We start from the raw sequence: 21,352 nt of genomic DNA, 5'->3' as shown, positions 1-21,352 counted from the left end.
TGCCGCTGCCGCCGGGCCGGTATGCTGCCGGGCAGGCGGCCACGACCGCCGACCGCTGAAGGGGTTTTCCGCTCACGCCGGAGTCCTCGTTGGTAGGCCAAGCCGTCCTTCGACGCATCGTGCATCTGGTACCGCCTGCCTTCAGAGCGGCGTGTGCGTGGGGCGCGCTGCTGTATGGAGTCAGACATGCCTACGAGCAAGCCCAGGAAGTCGCGGAAACGCACCCGGGAGATCCGAGAGCAAAGCCAGGTTGCCGGCACGCGGTACACCGAGGCGATGCGGGCGAACGACTGCACCCGAGCGGGCGGCCAGCAGTTGCCGCCGCGCCTCGCCCCCACCCGCACCTTGCTCTTGCCGCTCGTGCCGGACGCCCTGGCCGGCCTGTACGAACTGGACTGGCTGCTTCTGAGACTCCGAATGGACATGGTCCTGGACCATGAGGGGGTGCTGATCGGTTTCCGGGACAGCGGGGTGGTGCCGATCCCCGGCGCGCCCATCGAGGACGTCTCGGAGGCGTACTGGCGGGTGCGCGACGCGTTGCCCGAAGGAACCGAGGAACTGGTGGACAGGACGGAGGAGTACCCGCCCAACGTGCTGCTGCTGGTGGGTCCAGACGGCGGGAACGTGGTGCACCTGACCGCGATTGAGGTAGCCGAATCGGATCTCACGCTGCTCGCCGCATTCGCCGATGCTCTCGATCGCGCGGCCGGTCCGCGTCCCGGCCCGGACTTCGAGGCCCTCACGGATGCGCTGGGCAAACTCGGGCGAGTGCCCTACTACCCGTGGATGCCCGAGGGGGACGAGGCCACCATCGCCGGCTGGGTGCGGCAAGCTCTCTCACCGGTCCTGCACTCGCCTTTCGAGCACCCGCGCGGCGCCGACGACCACGAGACGTTGTCCGCGGTGCTGCGGTACGGCGAGGGTTTGGGCCGGGACAGGGTCGAGGTAGACCAGGACGAGGAGGAGGCGGCCGACCGCGTGATCGTGAGCATGATGCGCGCGGCAGGGTGGATCTGACGGCACGACCCTGGCCGGGCAGCCGTGAGAGCTTCCCACAGCAGCCTGCTCAGCACCGCTGAGCTGCGGCTGCGCGGGCTGGGTGCGCGCATTGGCCTTCGTTCGGTACCCGAGCTCGTGATGGAGGTGGCGAGCCAGAGCGCCGGCGCCGCTGCCGATGTCCAGGGCGGGGCGGCCGCGCCCGGGGCCGATGTACTCGTTCATCAGCCGCCGCTTGGCTTCGCACGACTGCCGGTAGCGGCGGCCTTCGGCCCAGCATGGTTCCCAGTAGGCGGCGCTCGCGGCTGACGCGGGGATGGTCACGGTTCGTGTCCTTCAGGTGATGTTGACCTGTGGTGACGGTGCTCCTGTTGCGCCGGGCAGGTGAATCCCTACCGCACGGCCGAACCACGTGACCGCAGGAGCCCATCGAAGAACGCGTGGATGCAATCAACGAAGCGCGCGTGTCGGAGCCCGGTCTGATCGTCGTGGACGGAGCAGCAGCTTTTGCCTGGTACGGAAGAAGACCGGCGGCAGAAGTGGTGAGGGTGGGTGACGGTCGGCGTGCGGCGGTGTGACTTACCGTTCGCGCGGGTGACAACGCCTAGAGTTTCCGGGCGTGTTGTGTGGGCGGGTTGGAAGAACGCTGGCTGGAGGAGCACGGCTGCGGCTAATCCGTTAGCTAAGAGCTAAGGCACCCCGGCCCTGAAGTGCGGTCACTTAGTTTTGTCTCCTATCCCATCCCGCAGGTCCCGCCGAAGGCGTCGTCGTTGACCCCGATCTTGCTGCTCGCGGCCTACCGCGTGCTGCTGAAGCTGCCCGCTCACAGCGTGCCTGGCCGTCGCATCGAGCTCGACTGGACCACCGCCGATGTTCGGCCTGAGAAAGGGCCTTGCCAGCTTGCGTCGCAGCCGCGGGATGTCCATGCGAGCTCTTCTCGGCCGAGGCCTGCCGTGGGTGGGGAGCTCAGTTCAGGAAGGCGGGGCTACCCCAATCAAAAATGGTCTGGTCGGAGAGCAGTTCCCAAAACTCTCCAGCTTCTACACCGACCCTCTTCTCTTGCAGGAGTTGGAAGATCTTATCCTTACCCGTCTGCAACTGTGTCAGGGCATACGAGAAAGCCTCAGCAAAGGTGCCATTTTCCACCAGGCCGATTGCGAGGAGCGCGCCGAAGGCAGCCGCCCACGGGTCGTAGGTGCGCCACAAGTGCCCAACGACGGCCTGGTTCTTGTGGACGAGCGCACGGCCGAGTCCCATCTCGTCGAACGGGCCCTGGCTGCAGGAGTTGGCGCTATCGCAGGTGTTGAGGACGAGCAGGCGCCGATGGTCGGACGACGAGGGAGCGCACTCGAGAAGGTCTCGCAGCGTCACGGCATGGCCGGGGCGTAGGGCGAGAGCGGCCTCCTCCGGAGCGTAGGGGTCGTGCTCGGCGTGGGATGCGATCCATAGCACGTCGTGAGTGTCGTCTTGATACGCATCCAGGAATCGCTCTCTGGTCACGGCTGAGTCCTGGACGACGTCTAGCTTGATCCACGCGTCCTCGAAGATTCTGCGGACCATCGCAAGCTCGTGCTTGGCGGAGCCGACGTCACCACACCAGAACTGGACCCGGCTGATGGAACGGTCTGCGCTGGGTGCCTGGGCGCTGATCTGCAGGGGCGGGACAGGACCGCCTGCGCGGGCGAGCAGAGCCTGCAGCGGGGTGAAGGGGGGCAGCAGCGAGATGAGCCCCTCCGCCTGCTCACTCCTGACGAAGTCGGCGAGATTTGCGGCGTCCACGAAGGCGTATACCGCCTCTTGGAACCTGACGGCGGCCGTGTGCTCCTCACTCTTGGCCCCAGTGGCTGGCGTCGTCAGCGCCGCGTCCGGGAGGCCCGGTGCAGTGTAGGCAAGGCCGAGCGCTTCATTCGCGGACTCCACGAACTCGCTTAGCACAGCAGACGGGCCATGACGCACGGCGGTACCTGGGCGGAACCAGGCCCCTTCGGCGGCGGCCGCTACGATGATCACTCGATTTGTGCGGGCGTCTGGCAGGCTCACCCCTTGCCAGGTCGCGATCCACTGGGAGAGCAACTGGAATTCGCCGGCCTGTAGCAGGTCATAGAGCACTGGCTCGCAAGAGCGGAAGATTTGACCCCGCGCGTGTGACCTGGCCAATGCGTCCTCTGCGGGGAGTCCCGCGAGCAGTCCACTCAGCCCTGAACGAAGCTGGTCGAAGTGGGAAGCGGCCCATCCACGGCCGGAGCAAATGCTCATGCGCAGCGTGATGTCGAATGCTTCTGGGTCCGTGAGCGGGACGTTCCGCAGTGTCCATGCGCCGATCTCGAGGGGGGATCGGGAGAGCAGGCTCCGATCGAGACCGGTGAGCAGGCCTGCCGCCCTTCCGGCAGCATGATGCGTGGGGTGGGAGTAGAGCCACGTCTCAAGAGCCCGGGAGACTTGGGCGGCCTCCGCATCACGTTCCTGCTGGCGCTGCCAGGGGATCAGGTTGATCGCGATCTCGGCGACCGGGGCGCCGACCGGAAGACCCTCGGCACAGAGACTGACTATGCGCGGATAAAACGCCTCGGCGAGATCGGTGGCGGCTGCGTGGGCCCAAGCCAGGTAGTAAATCGGCGTCGCAAGCGTAGCCACGGCCGGCAGGGCAGCCCGGTGCCAGGTCGGGTGACCGGCGACTCGCAGCAGCACGCTTGGATCGGTGGTCATCGTGCCGTCGCCGCGTGGGACCTCATCCGAGAAGGCCGAGTGCACCCAATCCCACATGCCGGATCGGTCGCCGTGTCGGAAGGCGACGGAGGCGGGGATGCAGCAGACCGACGCGCGCAGTACGTGGACGGCGTGCTGGGGCGCCGCGGCGTCTACGGAAAGGCGGTCGATGTCCTCCAGCAGACCGCGAGTCAGCGAACGCAGGTGAAAGGGGGTCTGCGCGCGCTGCTGCAGCGGCTGAACTTGCATGACGGCCCACAGGACTTCAAGGGGCTCGCTGAGATTGAGCTCGCGCTGGGCCTCCTCAGTCCCGAGGTGTATCACCGCTGACGGAAACAGTTCGTTCAGGCGCACCGCCGCATGCTCGCAGCCTGATTCGGCCAACCGCAAGACCCGACTCGGCAGTGCGGTGGCAGACCTTCAGGCTGCCGGGTCGACGTGCTCCTCTCGATCTTCCCGCATCTGGACCATCCTGCGTGTCCGGAGAACACCATGGCAGCGGCGCAGGGAGAACAGTGCCAGGATGCTTGGCGCAATCGGCCGTCGGCGGCCCAAGGCCTCCGCAAGTGGGGGCGATGCTGCGGCGGGGTGGGCCGTGTCCGGTCGTCCAGGTAGTGCGGCACTCATCCCGGTACATGGTGCGGCCTGCTGGTTACGCTGCGCCCCCCCTTCGGCACTTACCTGCTACTGGCGGAACGGAGGGTCCAGTAGAGGTCTGCCGAGTACGGGCAACGGCGCCATTCCCTGAGCTGGCCGGATGCCGCCAACTGAACCATTAGATCAGAGAGTTCTGCAGAATTGAGGCCGCAGGCTTGTGCTATCCGATCGGGCTCGGTAAGGCCGTTGCCGGATGTGTCAGCGTGTGCTGCGAGGTAGACACTGGCCAGTTGCTGCAGCGCACCGGCCACCCCTGCCCTGTACGGGCGGCTGGTACGCAGGGCCCAGTCCGCAGCACGTCGCCGGTCAGGGCGCGCTGGAGCCTGTCCGAGCAGGGTTGTGTCGAAGAGCTGGGCTGTGATCTCGCCGGAGGTTCTCGCGAGTGACGTGCGCAGCCAGCGTGCCTGCTCCAGTTCGCGCCAAGGGTCTGGGGTGTCGAGGCGGAGGCTGCGGAGCATGCCGCGGGGCAATCGGACGTGCAAGGCGGTGTCCGTCCGGAGTGCGCATTGCAGTGCGAGCAGGCGCGCCGGGGGCGCGGTGTTGTTGGGAAGGGTGACGGCCAGGTAGCTGAGCATGTCGCGGACTCGGGCCTTTTCGTCCGGTCCTCTGGGCCGTCGGCTGCAGCGTCGTGTAGATGTGGGCTGGGGTGGTGCGGTGAGGGCTATGTCGGGTACGACGGCTGCTTGAGCTGTTGCTGCGGCGCAGGCGCTGCAGGTGTCGGCGAGTCTCCAGATCCGTCCGCCGCGTTCGCAGGCGAGGAGAAGGCGGATGGGGCCGGCGCATCCGCGGTGGCGGGGATGCCAGCGGCAGCCGCGCTCGTGGCACTGGCAGGTACGAAGGTGGGGCGGGCGGAAGTCGCCGCGTGCGTGTCGCGCGAGGTGGGCGAGGGCGGCTGAGCGGGCGGAGGCGGCGGTGACTTGACGGCTGCTGGGCGGGCATTGTCGGCAGACGACGGCGAGGCCGCTGGGGTACAGGCGCAGTTCGACGGTCCAGGTGCGTGGCAGTGCTGGACATGCTGTGCGCAGCCTCATGGGCGCGTGTTCCTCCTGTCGTGCGCGCCGGTTCCCTAGCGGGTGCTGGGGCGGCGGCCACCATAGTGCAGACCACTGCCCTGACGCGGCGTGCACGACCTGCAGAAATAGGGCAGAGGTCTGCACTGACAGGGCAAGGGTCTGCACCGTCGGATGGACGGGTGACGTTCTTGCCGCCCGATCCGGACCTCAACGCGCTGCGGCTGGAGCTCGCGCGCCTGCGGGCCACTCGCGGGTGGACTTACGACGAGCTCGCCGCCCGCAGCGGCCTGGCCAGACGCACCCTCATCGAGATCGAGCAGGGCCGCACCATCGGCACACTGAAAACCTGGCACGCTCTCGCCCACGCCCTGGACACTCCGCTCGACAAGCTCTTCAGCACCCTGTGCCGCGGGCACGACCTGCCCGGCCCGGCCCAAGACTGACTCCCCGCCCGGGCGCCTGCCACAGATCACCCGAACCGGCGAGACCCGCTCGAACACGCGATCACGCATTCGCATCCCAGTCGCACCACATGAGGCTGACTGGGCGATCCCGCGGAGCCGCTGCCGCGGATCCGGCGTGTTGGCTGACAGGTTCGCCGGCATGCGCTCCACACCTTCTCCCTCAGCCCGGCGCTGGGACGGAAGCCCCCTCGTCCACCGCGTGCGCCGTTCCCTGCACGTATCCCCCGACGGCGTCAGCCGGTTGCTGCGCTGCGGTCAGGGCGACCGGTGCCGCGAGTGCGGCAACCGAATCGAGTGGTACCACCGCGGCGCTCAGCGGCCCGTCCGCCTTCATCCGCACGAACTTCCGGCCGCCCGGGTGCCCACCGCATGCCGCTGGCATGTCAGCTCCGGCGTTGCTTACCCGGGTGGAGACGGCAGCAGCTGGTGCCGTCTGCCGCACGCCGTCGTCTGTCCCGCCCGCGACACTCCCCCGCCGCCTCCCGAGCTGACCGGGCTGCGCCGGTCGCTCGCCGTGAACACCCGCCGTCTGATCGACGCCGGTGCCTTCACCCCTTGCCCAGCCTCCCTGGACAGCCCGGCACCCCAGCAAAGGGACTCGGCGGCCTGCCGCCCGGCCCGCCCCATCGTGCAACTGCTGTACGTGCGCTACCTGGCCGCCCGCCCAGTGGACGAGATCCAGTGCATCGCCCAGACCCGGCGCCGTCACCGCTGCACCAACACGCTCATCTCCCTCAATGCCCCGGTCGGCACCTGGACACTGGTGCCGGCCACCGCGACGATCGGGCAGCTGGCCCTGCCCGCCGCGGTCATGGCCGTCTACGACCTCAGCGCCATCCCGTACGCCGAACAGCTGCGTTGGCGCGCCCAGCGCTGCCTGCAGCACGCCGCCATCCCCACGGCCGCCGACCTGGCGGTGGCCGACTGGGAGCCCTTCGATCCCCTCCGCCACCACGAGCACATCCACAACCGCCTTCCCGCCCGCACCCGACGCCCAGGCCTCACGGGCAGAACACACGAGGCAGACCGAGCATGACGCCCTTCCAGCACGCCCTCGAACTCACCCGCGCTGTTGAAGGGTGCTGCTCTGGGAGATGGTGTCCTTTGATGTTGACGCATCCACTGGTGGGGCCCGCGTGCGAACTCAGTGCCGACAGTGCGCTGGACGCCGCTCGTATGGCTGCGGGCTCTACTGGTCCTCCAGTAGCTCCTGGATGTCGTTGAGGATCATGGTGACGTGCGCGATGAGAGCGAGGGCTTGAGGGCGCGACAGTTCCACGCGCTGGTGGGCGTAGTCGTTGCGGATGAATTTGAAGAAGGTCCGAAGGCGGAGCCGATAGACCTTGGCCAGCGAGGTTGGCTGTTCGGCACGGTCCAGGAGGTCACGGATAAAGTCTTCGGCAAGTCGTTGACCGTAGGCTTCGCCTCCGAGGGCGCCTCGTAGGCGGGACTCGAGGGTGACGGCGATGTCCCGAATCGCCGTGTCGTAGAGACCCATGTTGATCAGATCTGGGACGTAGCTGAGGTCGGGCGGAAACTGAATTCTCGCGTCAGCGAGTGTGTTGTTGACCTGCTCCCAGCCGGCTGCTGTCACGACGACCTTGTCCCCAGGGAAAATCAGGGGCCAGTCGCGGGCCGCAACATAGCCATCGTCCTCTTCGTCCCCGTCGTATGTGTCGAGTGGCAAGAAGGAGACCGGTACTTCCCTTCCGCCCACCGTGGCCATCAGGCTGTCCAGGGGGTCGCCGGGACCGCTCCACCCCGCGGCGCGGTAATCCTTGCGAAGCGCTTCGCGCCGCGCGATCTCACGTTCCCGTTCGGTTACGAACCGCATCCCGGCCAGCAAGCCGACGTCGGCCAGGGGCATCAAGTCTTCATGCCAGCAGGCGACGTAGTAGCGGTCTTGCCCCTGGGGGTTGCGTTCACCGTAGCCTCGCGCTTCGAAAAGGAGACAACGGTCAATGTCGTCTACAGGAACGAATTCGACTCCCTCAGGAAATTGGGCCAGGTCGTAGAGCGCGTGTCCGTCTCCGGGCGGGCACGGGTACACCGGCCAGTCAGCGTGCATCGCCACGATGAACCGTCCACCGCCGTTGGCCGCATAGCCGAGGTAGCCCGGGTACGCCTCAAGAGGTAGGCGCTTCCTATTGCCATCCGCATCGTCCATGCAGCCAACGATGGCACGAGGCACAAGCCGTGTCCGGCCGGCTACCAGGCCTGAGTCGCGGTAGGGGACGCAGATTGGGAGTCCTGCGAGAGGGTGCGTGCCTACAGAGATGGTCTTGCACTCGCGCCTTCCTCGACCAGGAACTACTCCTCGCACGCGCGGAGTCCGACACCGCAACCGTTCCACCGCGCAGAGAGGTGACACCCAGGACAGAGGAGCATCAGCATCCGCTTGCGCGGGACCTTGGTGCCGAGCACAGTCATCAGCGGTGCGCCGATCCCCACGCCGAGGGCATATCCGGTCACGAGCAGGTCGGCCGTGGAGATGGAGACTGCGAAGTCACCCGCGACCTCGCGTCAGATAGCAACGTCCGGTACGCAGGCACACCGCATTCCTCTGCACGTTCACGCGTACGTGACTCTGCACTTCAAGCCGTACGCCGGCAGCGGGCCGTGGGTTGACGTCAGAGGTCCGGTGAATTCAACCATCGCTGGTAGGAGACGTATGCGTGTGGCTCCGGCACGATGCCGTGGAACCACTGCACTGTTCGAGGAGAGATGTGGCGGCTTTTGGCGCGCCGACGGGGTCGTGCGGGCTGGGGAGGCCTCAGCCGGCAGGTCTCGGCGAAGTCGGTGAGCGACAGCCAGTCGCGGGGCAGGCCACTCAGAAGGCGCCCTATCCCGGCGCCGGGTGGGGACAGGTGCAGAAGGTTGGCTGCGGCCTGCAGGAACGGTCTGGCCCAGGGCGGGATGGGGTAGACGGTGCAGCCGTAGCCGATGGGCTGCGGCCGGGCGCCGTGACGGTCGTGGAGCGTGAGGGCGGTGGCGTCAGCGTTGAGGTGGTCGAGATGGACGGTTCCCAGTTGCTCGGCGGGGGCCGCGGTAATGATGGCGGTGGCCAGCGCTGCGGCGAGCTGTGGGTGGGCGGTGCGGGTGGCTAGCCGGTGGGTGATCTGGGCTAGCGCGTAGGCGGAGGGCTCCCTCAGAGCGAGGTTGCCGTGTCGCCCGGTGCGGTGGCCGGTGTGGCGGGGGACGCAGCGGCAGGGCGGAAAGCCTGCCTTTAGGTCGAGCGCCAGGTAGGCGAGGGAGGGCAGCGTGACCCAGCGGCTTTCTGCGATGGAGATGTGGGGGGTCGGCTTCGCAGGCGGCGGTGCGAGGAGGTGGACTGCGCGTTGGCTGTGGACGGAGAGACAGGTGTGCTCGACCTGGCGCAGTGCCATGCGCATGACGGTGGGCATGGCGGGCTGGTGGCAGACGGTCACCAGGTGCAGGCCGGTGCGGCGGCGCAAGTTCAGCAGGTCTTTCCAGCAGGTGGCATCCAGCAGGTGTGCTCGCAGCAATGCGAGCCGGGAGACCGGTCGTGTGAGGATCCAAGCACCGGCGACATTCCAGGCCGGCGCGCCTGCTCCGGCCCAGTTGCCGGGAAGCACCGGCGGTTTGCCGAGTGCAGCAAGGATGTCGAAGGCGAGCGTAGCGCTGCGCATCCGGGGCGATGGGTGGACCGCGATGAAGTCGCCGCCGGGCTGATGGGTGGCCAGAACAGCCTGTGTAACGGTCACGTCGTCCCCGGGGTCGAGGAGCACGGTGATCGGCGGAGCGGGCGGGAAGCGGATTTCCTTGGCCACGGCTTCTCCAGGTGCGGGCGGGTACCTTAGCGATCTTTGCAATGGCGGAAGGCGTACTCGGGCGTCCATCGCAGTACTCGCATCTGTGTGCTGGGGTGGTCCGTGCGGAGGGGTACGGGACTCAGCGAGCTTCCTCGATGCATACGGGAGTACGCGCTGCGACTGTTGCAGGTGCCAGCAGGAGAGTGGCAGCCGGGCTGTGCGCGGGGAAGCAGCTGTGTTTGATCTCTTGCAGGGCCGTTGTCATGGCGGGGGGCAGTGTCGGCTGGTGACAGATGGCCACGACGTGCAGGCCAGTGCTTTGACGCAGTTGCAGCAATTGGTTCCAGCTCCATCTGTTCAGACAATGGGCTCGTAGCAAGATGAGTTGAGAGACGGTCAAGTGCCGGATCTGGTGGGTGGCCCAGGCCCAGGCATTGCTCCTCCCTAACAGGCTGATCATCTCGGGGGGTTCCCCCAGCCGGGTGAGGATGTCGATGGCGAGCGTGTTGATGCGCGGCTGAGGTGTGGGGTGGACTGTGATGCGACCGGTGCTGCGGTGATGGGCGGCCATGGCCATCCGTATGACCGTGACATCGTCCAGGGGGTCGAGAAGCACGGTGAGTGGCGGGGCCAGCTGATAGTCAGTCTCGTCGGTCGCGGCGCGATCGTTTTGGGCGTGAGGCGTACTGGAAGCCGTCTTGCGTCTCCGGGACAAGGTGTCTTCCTCAACGTCAACGGGGCGAGCGCCTTGGCTGGTCTCGCATAGGTTCCTGCAATGCTCGTTAAGCGCCGTCAGGTCGGTGGAGGGCGCAGTGATGTCCGGCTGCTGCGCTGGTTCTTGGGTCATCGGGCAAGCGGTGGCGGGCGCGAGGTGGGCGTGCTTGGTAAGCCGCGAGGTGAATGGTGCGGTGGTCGTGGGTGTCCAGCGGGGGTGTGATGGGCGGTGGGATCGATTTGGCACCGGGGCGGGTGGGTGAGGTCATGGCCGACGTGAGGTGTCGATGCGGTGGATGACCTGCTGGAGCAGGTCAGGGTCGGGGTGGATGGCGCCGGTGGCGGCTATGGCGCGCTGGACGTGGTGGGTCAGCAGGGCCCAGCGGCGCAGGCTGCCGTGGGCGAAATGGTCGTCCAGCATTGAGAGGTGATCGGGGCTCACGGTGTGCCACAGCGGGTGCAGGGCTCGGATGGTTCTCGGGATCTGATCGCGGACGACCGGCTGGAGAGTCAGCCAGGCTGTGGTGCGGGTGTGGAGCATCTGCTGGCCGCGCAAGACCCGCTCACCGCGCTGTCCGGCGATGAGGACCACGCAGAGTCCGCTGGGACGGTCGTCGTGAAGGAACCGGAGATACTCGAAGCAAGCGTCGGGCATCTGGTCCGCTTCGTCGACGACAACGATGCGGGGCCCGGCGCCGAGTGCACCGCGAATGAGAGCGTCGGCGGCTGCTGGGTCTCCGGGTGGTTCGCCTCTCAGCCTGAGGGCGTTGTGCAGGTGGTTGCGTAGATCAGTCGGTCTGGGATTGGCCCCCAGACGCAGTAAGAGGTGCACATCGGTGAAGTGGGCGACGGCGGTGGAGTGGACGGCGAAGGTCTTGCCGACACCGGCATCGCCCAGCACGCACAGGAAGCGCTGCTGCTGGTGGGCGTCGTCGAGTGCGTGTCTGACTGCCGTGAGGCCGGGCGTCGCAACCGTACGTGCCTCGGCCAGGCTGAGGAAGTGCAGTTCCTGGGGCGCCGGCTCGTCGGCGAAGGGGAACGGCTGTACGGCCGCCGTCCCTCGCACAGCCGCTGTGGTCAGCACCGGGCCAGAGCCCAGTCGACGATGCGGTCGTCGACCTGCTCGGCGCTGAAATACTCCATGCCCTTCAGCACGTGCTTGGTCACCTTGACCCACTCGCGGAAGGATCCGATGGCGTGCTGGATGTCGATCCGCTTCAGCAGTGCCTCGTCGGCGTCCCGCCAGACGGGGTGGGAATCGGGGATGGTCTTGAGGACCTCCTCCTCGGTCATAGCCAGGATTTCCAGGCGGATGTAGATCCTGGAGGCAAGCGCGGGGTCGCTCTGCAGGGTCTCATAGGCCTCACGGCCGCCGACGAACAAAATGGCGGGCTTGGGGTCGCAGTTGTCCCACAGCTTGCGCAGGAACTCGAAGTTCTCTCGCCGGTACTGCTGGGCCTCGTCGCACACGATCACGTACGGGCGCCGCGGCAGGGTCTCTCGCAGCAGCTTGTCGAACGCTGTGGGGGTGCCAGGCATCTTGTAGCTGAGGTTCATCTGGTGGAACAGCTCCTCGCGCAGGTCCTTCGGTCCGGGGCGGGAGCGGGCGAAGTCCAAGGGAAGGATCAGATCCGGGTTCATTTCCTGGATTGTGGCGCAGGTGCTGAAGCTCTTGCCGAGACCTGCGTCGCCGTAGATCACGGACATGGCCTTCGACTCGACGGTGTCGATGACGGTGTCCTTGATCTGTAACAGAGTGTCGGTGGCGACCAGGGTGGAGTCCTCCAGGCCGAGGAAGAACTGCGGACGCAGGTCGGGGCGGCGGCGCGGTGCCGTGGCGGGCTGGTCGGCGTCCGGCGCAGCGCGGCGCTTGGGCATGTGCTTGCGTTTCGGAGCGGTGGTCATAATGCGTCGTCCTCCGTTGCAGGAGCAGGGGTCTGGCCGGGGCGCCGCCAGGTGGGCGGGAGCGGAGTCAGGGGCTGGTAGGGCTGTTTACGCCGTCGGGGCGGTGTGGGTGGGGTGGTGCCTTCCAGTTCGGCGCGTGCCTCCTGTTCCGTCATGCGGATGGCGCGGACGGGGAGTTCGGGCTGGGTGGAGGGCAGGTGGCGTTCCCGCCTGCGTTCGGCGGAGCGTTTCAGGGCCTGGCGCAGCACCTCGCTGTGCTCGTCGCGGTCATTGAGGACTTCCTTGCGCATCTCCTCGCTGGCCTCGTTGCTGAGGAAGGCCCGGCCGAGATAGCGGTTGCCACGGAAGGTATAGAGGTCGATCTCGTGGTCGTGGTGGGGCATCCACCGCAGGCGCAGTTGCAGACCGATGCGTCCCACGCCCTTCTCGGGCATGTAGTAGCGGTTGCGGAACTCGACTCCGTGACTGGTGACCTTGTGGACCTTGTTGTCGCTCTCCAACATGAAGCCGCGCAGTTCTTCCGGGCTGGGCTCGGGCCGGATCTCGGTGGGATCGCTCAGCCATGCTTCAAGCGGTGACATCCCGGTTCGTTCAAGGACGTGCTGGGTGTTGTGCTCCTCAACCCACTGGCGCAGCTTGTCGACGAAGGCCTCGAAGGTCAGGGGCGGGTCCTGGTCGCCGACGCGGCGATGGTGGTCAAGCAGGGGTGCCTTGGTGTAGCGGGGCAGGTCAGCGAAGAACCGGGTCATGCTTGTGCGGTTCAGACGCTCGATCCCGCCTTTGTGGCGGGCGCTGCGCACCTTGTGCATCGGCACACCGAGCAGGCCGAAGGTCCGCCGGACGGTCTTGGACATGAAGTCGGAGCCGCCGTCGACCCGTACCAGGTGCGGCAGCCCGCCAGCGGGCCCGTAAGGGGGTTCACGCATCACAGAGGCCCGTACAGCCGCCAGGACCGATCCGCGGTGCGCAGATCCGGCGGTAACCGCCCAGCCCATCACGTTGCTGGTGCCACGGTCCTCGAACCACGTCACCCACACGTTCGACGGCTTCTTGTCGGGCATCATCACGACGGTCGGGGCCTGCTTGTGGTCCCCTTCCCACACCTGGTTGCGGGCGACCGCCGGGCGCTGGAAGGCGGGGTCGAAGCCGCGGGCAGCTGGGATGCCTTCCCTCAGGCCGGCCATGAAGCCTGGGTTGAGGTCGCGGGCGATGGCGTCGTGCAGCGTGGTCAGGCCGATCGGCCTCTCCCCCGCCTTCTTGGCCTCACGCACTAGATGCTCGTGGGCGCGTTTGACGTTGCCCCGGTAGTCGGCGAGGACATCGATGATCTCTTCGGTGATCCGGAAACGCCTGCGTTCGGGCTTCTCCGGTGAGCCGGTCTCTTCCGCCTCGGCCAGCCAGCGCCACGCCTGCCGCAGACTCACGTCCACCGACTCGGCAATGAGCCTCATGTGCGCGGTGGTCAGCTCCCCCGACTCCCGCAGCCTGAGCATTTGACGGACCGCAGCAGGCCGCAGCTCGTCGCGGTGCCGATCCAGACCCGTCTCCGACTCATCGTCCACGATGATCACGTCGGCGGAACCTGTAAGACCAGCAGGCGAATAGCGGCGCAGCGCTCAAGTACAGCCTCCAACGGCGAACAGGGGGCGTGCCAGGTAGTTCCGCCAAGCACCGCACACAAATGCTCTGTGTGAGGTTAGAAGCGGGGGGTACATCCGGGGCCCGACCGACCACCAGAACGAGTGGAACCTGTTCGTTTCGTCCAGCAGCGCCGGGATCAAGTGCTACGGGCACGCCCCCCGTTGACGGCCGTCCGACGGCGATCCGGCGCAGGGAGGCTTCCATCCGCGGACCTCCAGAGCGGAGATGCAAAAGCCCGGATGCATGCGGCTCGTCTCCACTAGCCAGCGCTCCACCGCAGCAGTCACGTCCCCGCCGCAGCTGTAGACGCGCTGACGCCACTCCCCCGCATCGAACCCTCGGCCCGCTGCCAATGCACATGCACAGCGTGGTACCTCCCGCGGAACGCAACGCGTGGCAGGTCCGTCCGCAGCACTCGGAGAGCCGCCCCGCCTCCAGCCTTCAGGACGTAACGCATATGAGGCATCAGCCGCGCCTCGGCGCGAAGGCCCTCGTCGCCATCCGCCGAGTCGACGCCGGGCAGGCCACGGGCGGGGCCAGCCTTACCTCAGTCGGCCGCCTCCCAGCTCTTCCAAGCGGTCGATCTGAATCTTGAGCGCAGCTGTCACGCGCTCAATCTGGGGAGCCCTTTCTAGTACGCCGGCAAGATCCCGCGCGGCGTGGGCGAGCGTCGGAGCGGTGTCCGGAAGTTCCCGTAGCCGGAAAGCAGCGGTGTGCAGCAGCTCAACGGTGTCGGGCGAAAGACAAAGCCGTGCACTCGAGGGTCTGCCAGTGAGGTCGTGAGCATGTCGAGCAGTTCGGCCATCTGCGGCGCGAACCGCCGGAACTCTTCGAGAGCTGGCCCTACTTGGTCGAGGAGGTCGGCCTGTGCCTTGGCGATCGCGTTGGACAGCGCCTCTTCGCTCAGGATGCGGGCATCCTTGAACCGCTGGAGGCTTTCGCCCTCCCGGCGCTGCTTCCAGCTCTCCAGTTCCGCCACCGGATAGCGGTCACGGTACTTCCCGTCGATGAGCTTGTGGTGGGGTTCGCAGAGCAGCAGCAGGTTGGCGAAGCTGTTGACGTCTCCCGGCCAGGCCGGGTCGGCTCGGGGGCCACCTGCTTCGAAGGCGCGGATGTGGGCGATCTGTACATTCATCATCGGCGCCCCGTTCACTTCGCGGATCACGGGTGTGGGGCACGGCGGGGCGGGCCAGTAGCAGTACCCGCGGGACAGGTCCATCAGCGCCATGATCACAGCGTTGCTGTAGTACCGGCTCGCCATCGACACCCGGCAAGAAACCCAAGGTCCACACGATAGGAGCGCCACCGGGACCGTGGGGACACAGATTCCGGCCACCGAAGTCCGGCCCCAAGTCAGCTCCCGCATGTGAGGCGCTCGCTCCTCCTCGCCCGCCGTCGCGACGCCGCGCCTGCGCTGGCCTCGATTTTCCGATCGAGGAGTTGCTGGTGCAGCCGCCACTCCAAAGGGCGCCGGCCCGGTCACGCCTCGGTTAGGGCGGGCGGGGGTTAGGCGGTCTGGGCTCCGGGAGGCCGGCAGTCGAGGACCCGTGCGCGGACGAGGGCATCTTGCTGTGCGGCCAGTTCCTGTTGCTCGTGCTCGATCTGCTGCGGAGTGTGGCCGGGCAAGCAGCGCTGCCGCCGCTCGGAGTGCCACTGGTCGCAGTCGAAGTAGCCGACGAGGAAGATGCCGGCAGTGCGGGGGCGGCGCAGGTAGCGGGTGACCAGTTGCTCAGCCAGTGCTGTGGGTAGGCTTCGGTTCCAGCAGCCTTTTGCTTCGATGACCACGGTGAACGGCTCGGTGTCATGGGAGGGGTCGGCCGCCTGAATATGAATGTCTGTGCGGCCTCCTCCGGCGCCTGGGCGGTCGACTTGGACCTCGCGATTGAGGATGATGCGCCGTCCGCCGAGGTGGATCTTGAGCAGGCCCATGACGAGGTCACTGAAGTCTTCTTCCCATGTCGGCCACATCGCGTTGTAGTCGGCTGCGGCGGCACGGTTCCACAGCAGGATAGCCATCCCGTTGGTGCCCGACAGTGCTTCCTGTACTCGGTCGACGGCCTCCATGACGACGTCCAGGAGTTGGGCTTCGTCGGTGATCACGCGCAGGCTGTGGTCGGCCGCCAGTTTCCTCAACTGGTGGGCGAGCAGCGGCCCGCTCTGTTGCTGGGCCGCCTGGCGGGCGGTCCGGCGGGCCAGACGCCGCAGCCGCGACGTGTGGCGGGATGTGGAGGCGGTCAGTTGGCTGAGGTGGTCGGCCGCTTGCTGTGTGCCTTTGTCCGCGATCAGCTGGGGCAGGGCGTCGGCGAGGTCGTGGAGGGTGTCTTCCCGGGTGATCCTGTAGGCGACACCGGGCTCGTGCTCGGTCCGGGGCCGGTGCAGTTCCTCCCGTTCGCACAGGCGTGTGTAGAGGTCGGCGAGATCGTCTACGTCGAGTTCTGCCAAGCCTGCGGGCCAATGGCCGGAGCCGCCGGTGATCATGCTGTCGATCACGGCCCGGCACAGCTCGGGATCGTCGAACGCCTGGCGAATGGGCGGCCAGCTTTCCGGCAGGTCGGGATAGGACATAAGGGTGCGGGCCGCGGTGATCCAGCGCCCTGGGTCTGGTTCTGGCCCTTCATAGTGCGGGCCGGCTGCCACGGTGTCTTTGACCTGGGCGAGGGCAGGGGTGTCGCCGAGGCCGGACAGGGTGACCGTCACGGCAGCCCAGGCTGCGTCACTGCGGCCGGGTACAGCGGCCCAGTCCCGCACGACGGCGAGGGCGTTCATCGCATCCAGTGTGTGAAGGAATCGGATCAGTTCGGTGAGCCGGTATGACTCGAGGCGGTCCAGGCATGCCGCAAGCGCGGCCTCGAAGGCGGGGCCAGCGTGGCGAGCGCACCGCTTGAAGAGGCTGTGGTGCAGGTCCCCCTCCTGCGCGGGGGGTGTCATCGTGGCCAGCGCGAGCGCCCAGCCGGTCCACCGCTCGATGTCTGTTGCGGGCACTGCGGCTTGCCAGGAGTCGGCCGACACGAATCCGGCCGCGGTCAGCTCTGGTACGGCGGTCCATTCGGTGCCCCAGGCCGAGACATCGTGCGGCTTCCATGCGGGGGTGGTGGCCAGGACGTGCAGGGCGGCTTGGAACAGCTTCGCGTGCAGAGCGCTGCCCTTGGGCGGGCATGACGGTGCTGCAGCCACTGCGGTGAGGTGGAGGGATCCTTCGGAGGGCCGACCGTCGTGGGTGCGGTAGAGGTGGCCGAGGACCGTGCGCCAGGCAGCGCGGACCTGGTCCGGGACGGCAGTGTGGACCGCCTCCAACGCTACCGTGAACTGGCCCTCGTCGAAGGTGTTGCGGCGCCGCTGCTCTTGCTCGCGCTTCTGCCTGCGGAGCTGCCACTCGGGGGGCGGCGCGTCCCACCAGGCGGTGGCGTTCCTGAGTTCGTCATCGGCCTGCCGGGCCTGTTCGATGGCCTCGTGCAGCCGCGCGTCGTCCGGCCGCTGCCTGCGGCTGAAGAGCGGCTGCGCAGTACGCCGCATCTCTTGTGGCAGGTCCGGCCAGCGCTCGGCCCAGTACAGCAGGTCTTCGTCCGGGAACAGCCTCACCTCCGGGGTGGTGAAGGTGAGTTCCAGTACATGCTCCTGGCTGCTGTGGCGCAGGACGTAGTCGGCAAGACGGCGGCGCAGAGCGGGCACGGCATTCAAGGAGTCGTGCAGGTATTCGAGCGGGGTGCGTGCGTCGCTAGTGTGGGACAGCTCCGGGTAGGCCGCCAGGGCGACGAGCGCCCGGCCGGCCTGCTCCTCGCCGAGCACCGGACTGCCGAGGCCAGGGTGGCTGATGAGGTGGATGCACCTCGCCAGCAGTGCAGTGGCGATCAGGGACTTGGGGGTTTGGTCCTCAAGGGCTGTGAGGCACCAGGCCAGAGCCTCCTCGGCATGCTCTGCCGAAATCAGGTCCATAGCCTTCTCCAGCTCTGGCCGGTAGGTGAACGACCGTTGGGCGGGGAGCAGATCGAAGTACTCGGTCAGTGGCAGGTGCCGCGGCCACAGATGGTCCAGCGCTGCTTCGGCAACGCCGGTCTTCCCGTCCGTGGCCAGGGCGCGCATTCTGGCAACGACATCGTCGCCGTGCACGGTCTCCTCGGCGATCGCGTGCAGAGCGAAGGAGCGAAGCCGCGTCGGCAGCGTGGTGTCCTCCGCGAACGCCAGTAGGGCGGGCGTTAGTTGGGCTGGTCGGCACTGTGCGGCGATCCACAAAGCCAGATACGTCTGATCCGGGTCGGCGTCGCGGACCAGAAACGGGGTCAGCTGTGCGAACAGAGAGGGGTGGGTCAGCCGTTTGAGGAGCGCGAAGTCGATGCGGTCGAAGCCCTCGTCGGGGGCTGCGTCCAGGAGTGCCTGGGCGGCCCGCCGCCGGTAGTCGGCCGACAGCGAGGGCAGGTCGGCCAGGAGAAGGACCCGCGGGTCGTGGACGAGTAGATCCTCGAATAGCTCCGGGTCATCGGCCGCCAGGCGGGCGGCGACTTCCTCGTGCTCCGGCACGATGTGGCGCGCCGAGCCGCTGCCTGCCCACAAAAGCTCGCTTCGCACCGCCGGGGCGATGCGCTCGCGCAGGTACTGCGCCGCCAGGTGTTCCTGGTAGCTGCGATGGGCAAACACCCAACGCCGCTGACCCACCGGTGTCAGCAAGGAGGACTCGGTCAGGTGCAGCAGTTCATGGCGGCGGCACTCCAGTTGCGGAACGAGTCCGGGAAGGGCGGGGCCGACAAGGCTGTCGAGATGTAGTTCATCCTCTCGCGCTAGCTCCCGGTCGGCGAGGGCGGGGATGCGGCCGAACTGCAGAGCGGCTGCCGCCCAGCGGGCCACCTCCAGCAGGTGATCCACCGCCGGCCGTTCCTGGCGCTGTACAAACCCCTGCGGCCAATTCTCCGTGCACAGCCTGCGACAGGCCTGGTCGTAAGCCTCGGCCACCGTCTTGGGAAGATCTTCTCCCTCGGCCTGAGCGTCCAGCAGCGGGATCAGCGTGACGGGCTGCTCTGCCAGGGCCACAAGGCCCCGGCCACTCACCTCCTCGGCGAACGCTGCCCCATCCAGGCCGCGCTGCCAGGCCGCGCTCTCCGCGTCATGCCGGGTCAGAGGCTCCAGCGTCATCAACGCCACCTGACCCTCCTCCGGCCACAGCCCTCGCAACCCGCTTTCCAGCGCCTCGGGCCAGCGGGTGGTACGGCAGGTGATCCGCAAACGCAGCCTTTCACGCTGTGTCTCCGACAGCGCCCGCAGCTGCAGCAGGAGGACTCTGTCGAGGCCGGGGATGTCACTCAGGCCCTCATCCAGCCCGTCCAGCAGCACGTACCACAGCCCGTCTCCTTGCCCATGCAGGTGCTGCTGCAGTGCGCTGCCCGCCGAGGCCGTATCAGCAACGTCCCGGCCCAGATGCAGCCAGGGCGCAGCCCCTGCACCCTGTTCTCCGAGCAGTCCGTGCTCCTGTTCCAGGGCCACGGACTTGCCGGCACCGCGCTCCCCCAGCACCACAACGACCGATACATCCCGCATCTCGTCCAGCCGCACCGGACTGCCGGCATCCCGCCCGCCATCTAAGGCATCGCCACGGCCACTGCCCTCGGCCTGCAGGGGTCGCAACGACCGTCGCCACGCGTATCGCATCAGCCCATTCTCACCGCCCGTAGCGCTGAAGGCGGACGGACGGTCAACCTTGAGCAGTCCGGTGTAGCCGAAGGCTGGTGGTTGGACATCGGGCATCCAGCCGATGTCGTGGGAAGCATGTTGATGGCACGGCACCCGGGGCCGCATAGGTACCGGTCGTCGCACCTTCGGTGGGCTCGAACGGACGGACCACGGCAGGGCTCGCCACGAAGGAGGTTCGGTGAAGGTGACACCGGCCGATACGGCTTCACGTCACCACAAGATTCGGACCGCTGACATCGTGATCAGCTCAACAGATAGCTGCTGATCAGCGCAAAGGCAGCTTCTTACCAGTGAACCGCGAACCCGAACATCTCAGTGACGGCTTCCCCGAATCTCACAGACGTTCTTGGCGTTCGGATAGGTCATGGCCCGGCCCAGCGGCGGGCGGAAGAGGTTCACGAACACCATGCACGTCTCGCCGGCCTCGGTCACCTGGTTCCGTTCGTGCTGGTAGTCGGTGTAGAAGGCGACGATGTCGGGGGTGACAGGCAGGCAGCGGGAGTGTCTGGACTTGGCCAGGGCCCGGTTCGGGTTATCGGTGCGGCGCCGCACGTGAAGGTGCGGGCCCTGCACCGGGCAGCCCAGCGAACGTGACGAGGCCAAAAAATGCAGATCCTCCTGGCGCAGGCCCAGGGCCTCCCCGATCCGCAGGCCGGTCGCGGCGAGCAGCGCGACGAGGAAACGGTCCCGCGCCCGGGGCGTATCCGCGATCATGCTGCGGATCTGCTCCGGGGCCAGGTCCTCATAGCCGGGCTCACTGACCCGGAAACGAAAAGCCGGCACCTGGACCTGGCGCCACTGGCCGCGCTCGCCGGCGTCGTAACCGGCCGGCAAGAACCGCAGGAACCTCGGCTCCGACAACAAGCCGGCCGTCTGCACAGGGACCCAGCCGTGGAGCGCCCCGAAACGCAGGAAGTCCGTGACCGCCGTCATCACCGCGTTCGCCGTGCCCTGCGAACGGTAGCGGGGCACAGCAGTAGACGGAGAGCGACGGCCGCGGGCCGGCAACGGCGTGGTGACCAGCCACTGCTGCAACCCGGACAACGCCATAAAACCCGGACGCCACCAATCGACACAGTGCCCTGCGCAGTAGGTCAGATAAAGAGCGAGACGGCCCGCATAGACCCGTTCCGTGTTCGGCGAACGACCCTTGCTACGCAACCCCGCCAAAAACGCACACGCCTCGGCATGCAGGTCATAGGTACGTGCATCGACGACCACCCACCGCTCCACACCAGACGCCGGAGAGACCGAACGCTCTGCTACAAAGCTGTACTCCACCCACCAAACAGACCAAACCCCGCCGAGGGCCGGTGCCTGTTCCCGACAACTCCTACACGACCAGGTGAAAACCACCCCAAACACACCACACCCACCGCCCCACCCATGGATAAAGGTCCGCTCTGCCCTCGACGCCCCTGACACTGCCCGGGCCACAGCGCCGAGGAGTAAGAGCGCCCGCCACTGGCGGGCGCCGTGCTCTCGTCTGCAGAAGTGGGACAACAACCTCGGTTCACAACACCGCGAGGACGAAGGTCAGCAGAGCCAGGGACAGGGTGGCACTGCCCGCGAAGGCCACGGCACCGCGCAGCAGAGCGGTGGCATAGGTGGCTCCGTCGATACGAGCGAGCAGACCGGCCGCTGCTCCTACGAGCGTGCAGAAGAGACCGACGACGGCCAGAAGCAGGGCCAGGAGGATCAGGTGGATAGATGAGGTGTTCATGCCTTCTTCCCAAGGACACCCGACGACGGGGACTTCGGCGAATTTCGCGGTTTCGGTGTTCACCGGGGTTCAGGGCGAACA

14 protein-coding genes and 1 pseudogene are annotated in these 21,352 nt (G+C 67.2%); 3 read left to right on the top strand and 12 right to left on the bottom strand.

Annotation, left to right across the window (positions count from 1 at the left end):
- Positions 1-186: 186 nt before the first annotated feature.
- Complete coding sequence (locus AC07CM_RS34110; RefSeq protein WP_478880348.1) at positions 187-1,017, top strand: hypothetical protein; 831 nt, start codon at positions 187-189, stop codon at positions 1,015-1,017.
- A 945-nt stretch (positions 1,018-1,962) separates the two neighbouring features.
- Here AC07CM_RS34110 and AC07CM_RS34105 read toward each other — a convergent pair.
- Entirely contained in the window at positions 1,963-4,056 is a 2,094-nt protein-coding gene (locus tag AC07CM_RS34105) for a CHAT domain-containing protein (protein ID WP_478880347.1), read from the bottom strand.
- A gap of 1,495 nt (positions 4,057-5,551) precedes the next feature.
- Between AC07CM_RS34105 and AC07CM_RS34100 the strand changes: the two genes are divergently transcribed.
- A complete protein-coding gene (locus tag AC07CM_RS34100; protein ID WP_478880346.1) occupies positions 5,552-5,815 on the top strand; it encodes a helix-turn-helix transcriptional regulator in 264 nt (87 codons plus the stop codon).
- 160 nt (positions 5,816-5,975) lie between these two features.
- Positions 5,976-6,872: a DUF6083 domain-containing protein gene (locus AC07CM_RS34095; protein WP_478880345.1), complete on the top strand. Its 897-nt coding sequence runs from the start codon at positions 5,976-5,978 to the stop codon at positions 6,870-6,872.
- A gap of 153 nt (positions 6,873-7,025) precedes the next feature.
- On the opposite strand, the gene AC07CM_RS34090 is transcribed toward AC07CM_RS34095, so the two are convergent.
- From AC07CM_RS34090 to AC07CM_RS34040, 11 genes and pseudogenes are all read right to left on the bottom strand, one after another.
- Positions 7,026-8,003, bottom strand: a complete 978-nt coding sequence (locus AC07CM_RS34090) for a hypothetical protein (protein WP_478880344.1) — start codon at positions 8,001-8,003, stop codon at positions 7,026-7,028.
- Between the two features lie 212 nt (positions 8,004-8,215).
- Positions 8,216-8,356: pseudogene (locus tag AC07CM_RS34085) on the bottom strand (MFS transporter); the annotation flags it as partial.
- Positions 8,357-8,466: 110 nt separating this feature from the next.
- Complete coding sequence (locus AC07CM_RS34080; protein WP_478880343.1) at positions 8,467-9,627, bottom strand: hypothetical protein; 1,161 nt, start codon at positions 9,625-9,627, stop codon at positions 8,467-8,469.
- A 121-nt stretch (positions 9,628-9,748) separates the two neighbouring features.
- Positions 9,749-10,456: a hypothetical protein gene (locus AC07CM_RS34075; RefSeq protein WP_478880342.1), complete on the bottom strand. Its 708-nt coding sequence runs from the start codon at positions 10,454-10,456 to the stop codon at positions 9,749-9,751.
- A gap of 132 nt (positions 10,457-10,588) precedes the next feature.
- Positions 10,589-11,407 carry an AAA family ATPase gene (locus AC07CM_RS34070; RefSeq protein ID WP_478880341.1) on the bottom strand — a complete coding sequence of 273 codons (819 nt, stop codon included), beginning with the start codon at positions 11,405-11,407 and terminating at the stop codon, positions 10,589-10,591.
- Positions 11,401-12,228 (bottom strand): AAA family ATPase, encoded by an 828-nt coding sequence (locus AC07CM_RS34065; RefSeq protein WP_478880340.1) that lies wholly within the window; start codon positions 12,226-12,228, stop codon positions 11,401-11,403. Before AC07CM_RS34065 ends, AC07CM_RS34070 begins: the two co-directional genes overlap by 7 nt.
- The gene (locus tag AC07CM_RS34060) at positions 12,225-13,799 is read right to left on the bottom strand and encodes a Mu transposase C-terminal domain-containing protein (RefSeq protein WP_478880339.1); all 1,575 of its coding nucleotides are present in this window, start codon (positions 13,797-13,799) and stop codon (positions 12,225-12,227) included. Before AC07CM_RS34060 ends, AC07CM_RS34065 begins: the two co-directional genes overlap by 4 nt.
- Positions 13,800-14,500: 701 nt before the next feature.
- Complete coding sequence (locus tag AC07CM_RS34055; protein WP_478880338.1) at positions 14,501-15,097, bottom strand: HNH endonuclease; 597 nt, start codon at positions 15,095-15,097, stop codon at positions 14,501-14,503.
- A 278-nt stretch (positions 15,098-15,375) separates the two neighbouring features.
- The gene (locus AC07CM_RS34050) at positions 15,376-19,602 is read right to left on the bottom strand and encodes a hypothetical protein (RefSeq protein ID WP_478880337.1); all 4,227 of its coding nucleotides are present in this window, start codon (positions 19,600-19,602) and stop codon (positions 15,376-15,378) included.
- 258 nt (positions 19,603-19,860) lie between these two features.
- Entirely contained in the window at positions 19,861-20,769 is a 909-nt protein-coding gene (locus tag AC07CM_RS34045; protein ID WP_478880336.1) for a tyrosine-type recombinase/integrase, read from the bottom strand.
- A 292-nt stretch (positions 20,770-21,061) separates the two neighbouring features.
- A complete protein-coding gene (locus tag AC07CM_RS34040; protein WP_164494633.1) occupies positions 21,062-21,271 on the bottom strand; it encodes a hypothetical protein in 210 nt (69 codons plus the stop codon).
- Between the last annotated feature and the right edge of the window lie 81 nt (positions 21,272-21,352).

This window comes from Streptomyces sp. NPDC044061 (assembly GCF_056434305.1).
The sequence above is the reverse complement of the archived record's forward strand: the minus strand, read 5'-3'. Positions and strand labels throughout refer to the sequence as shown.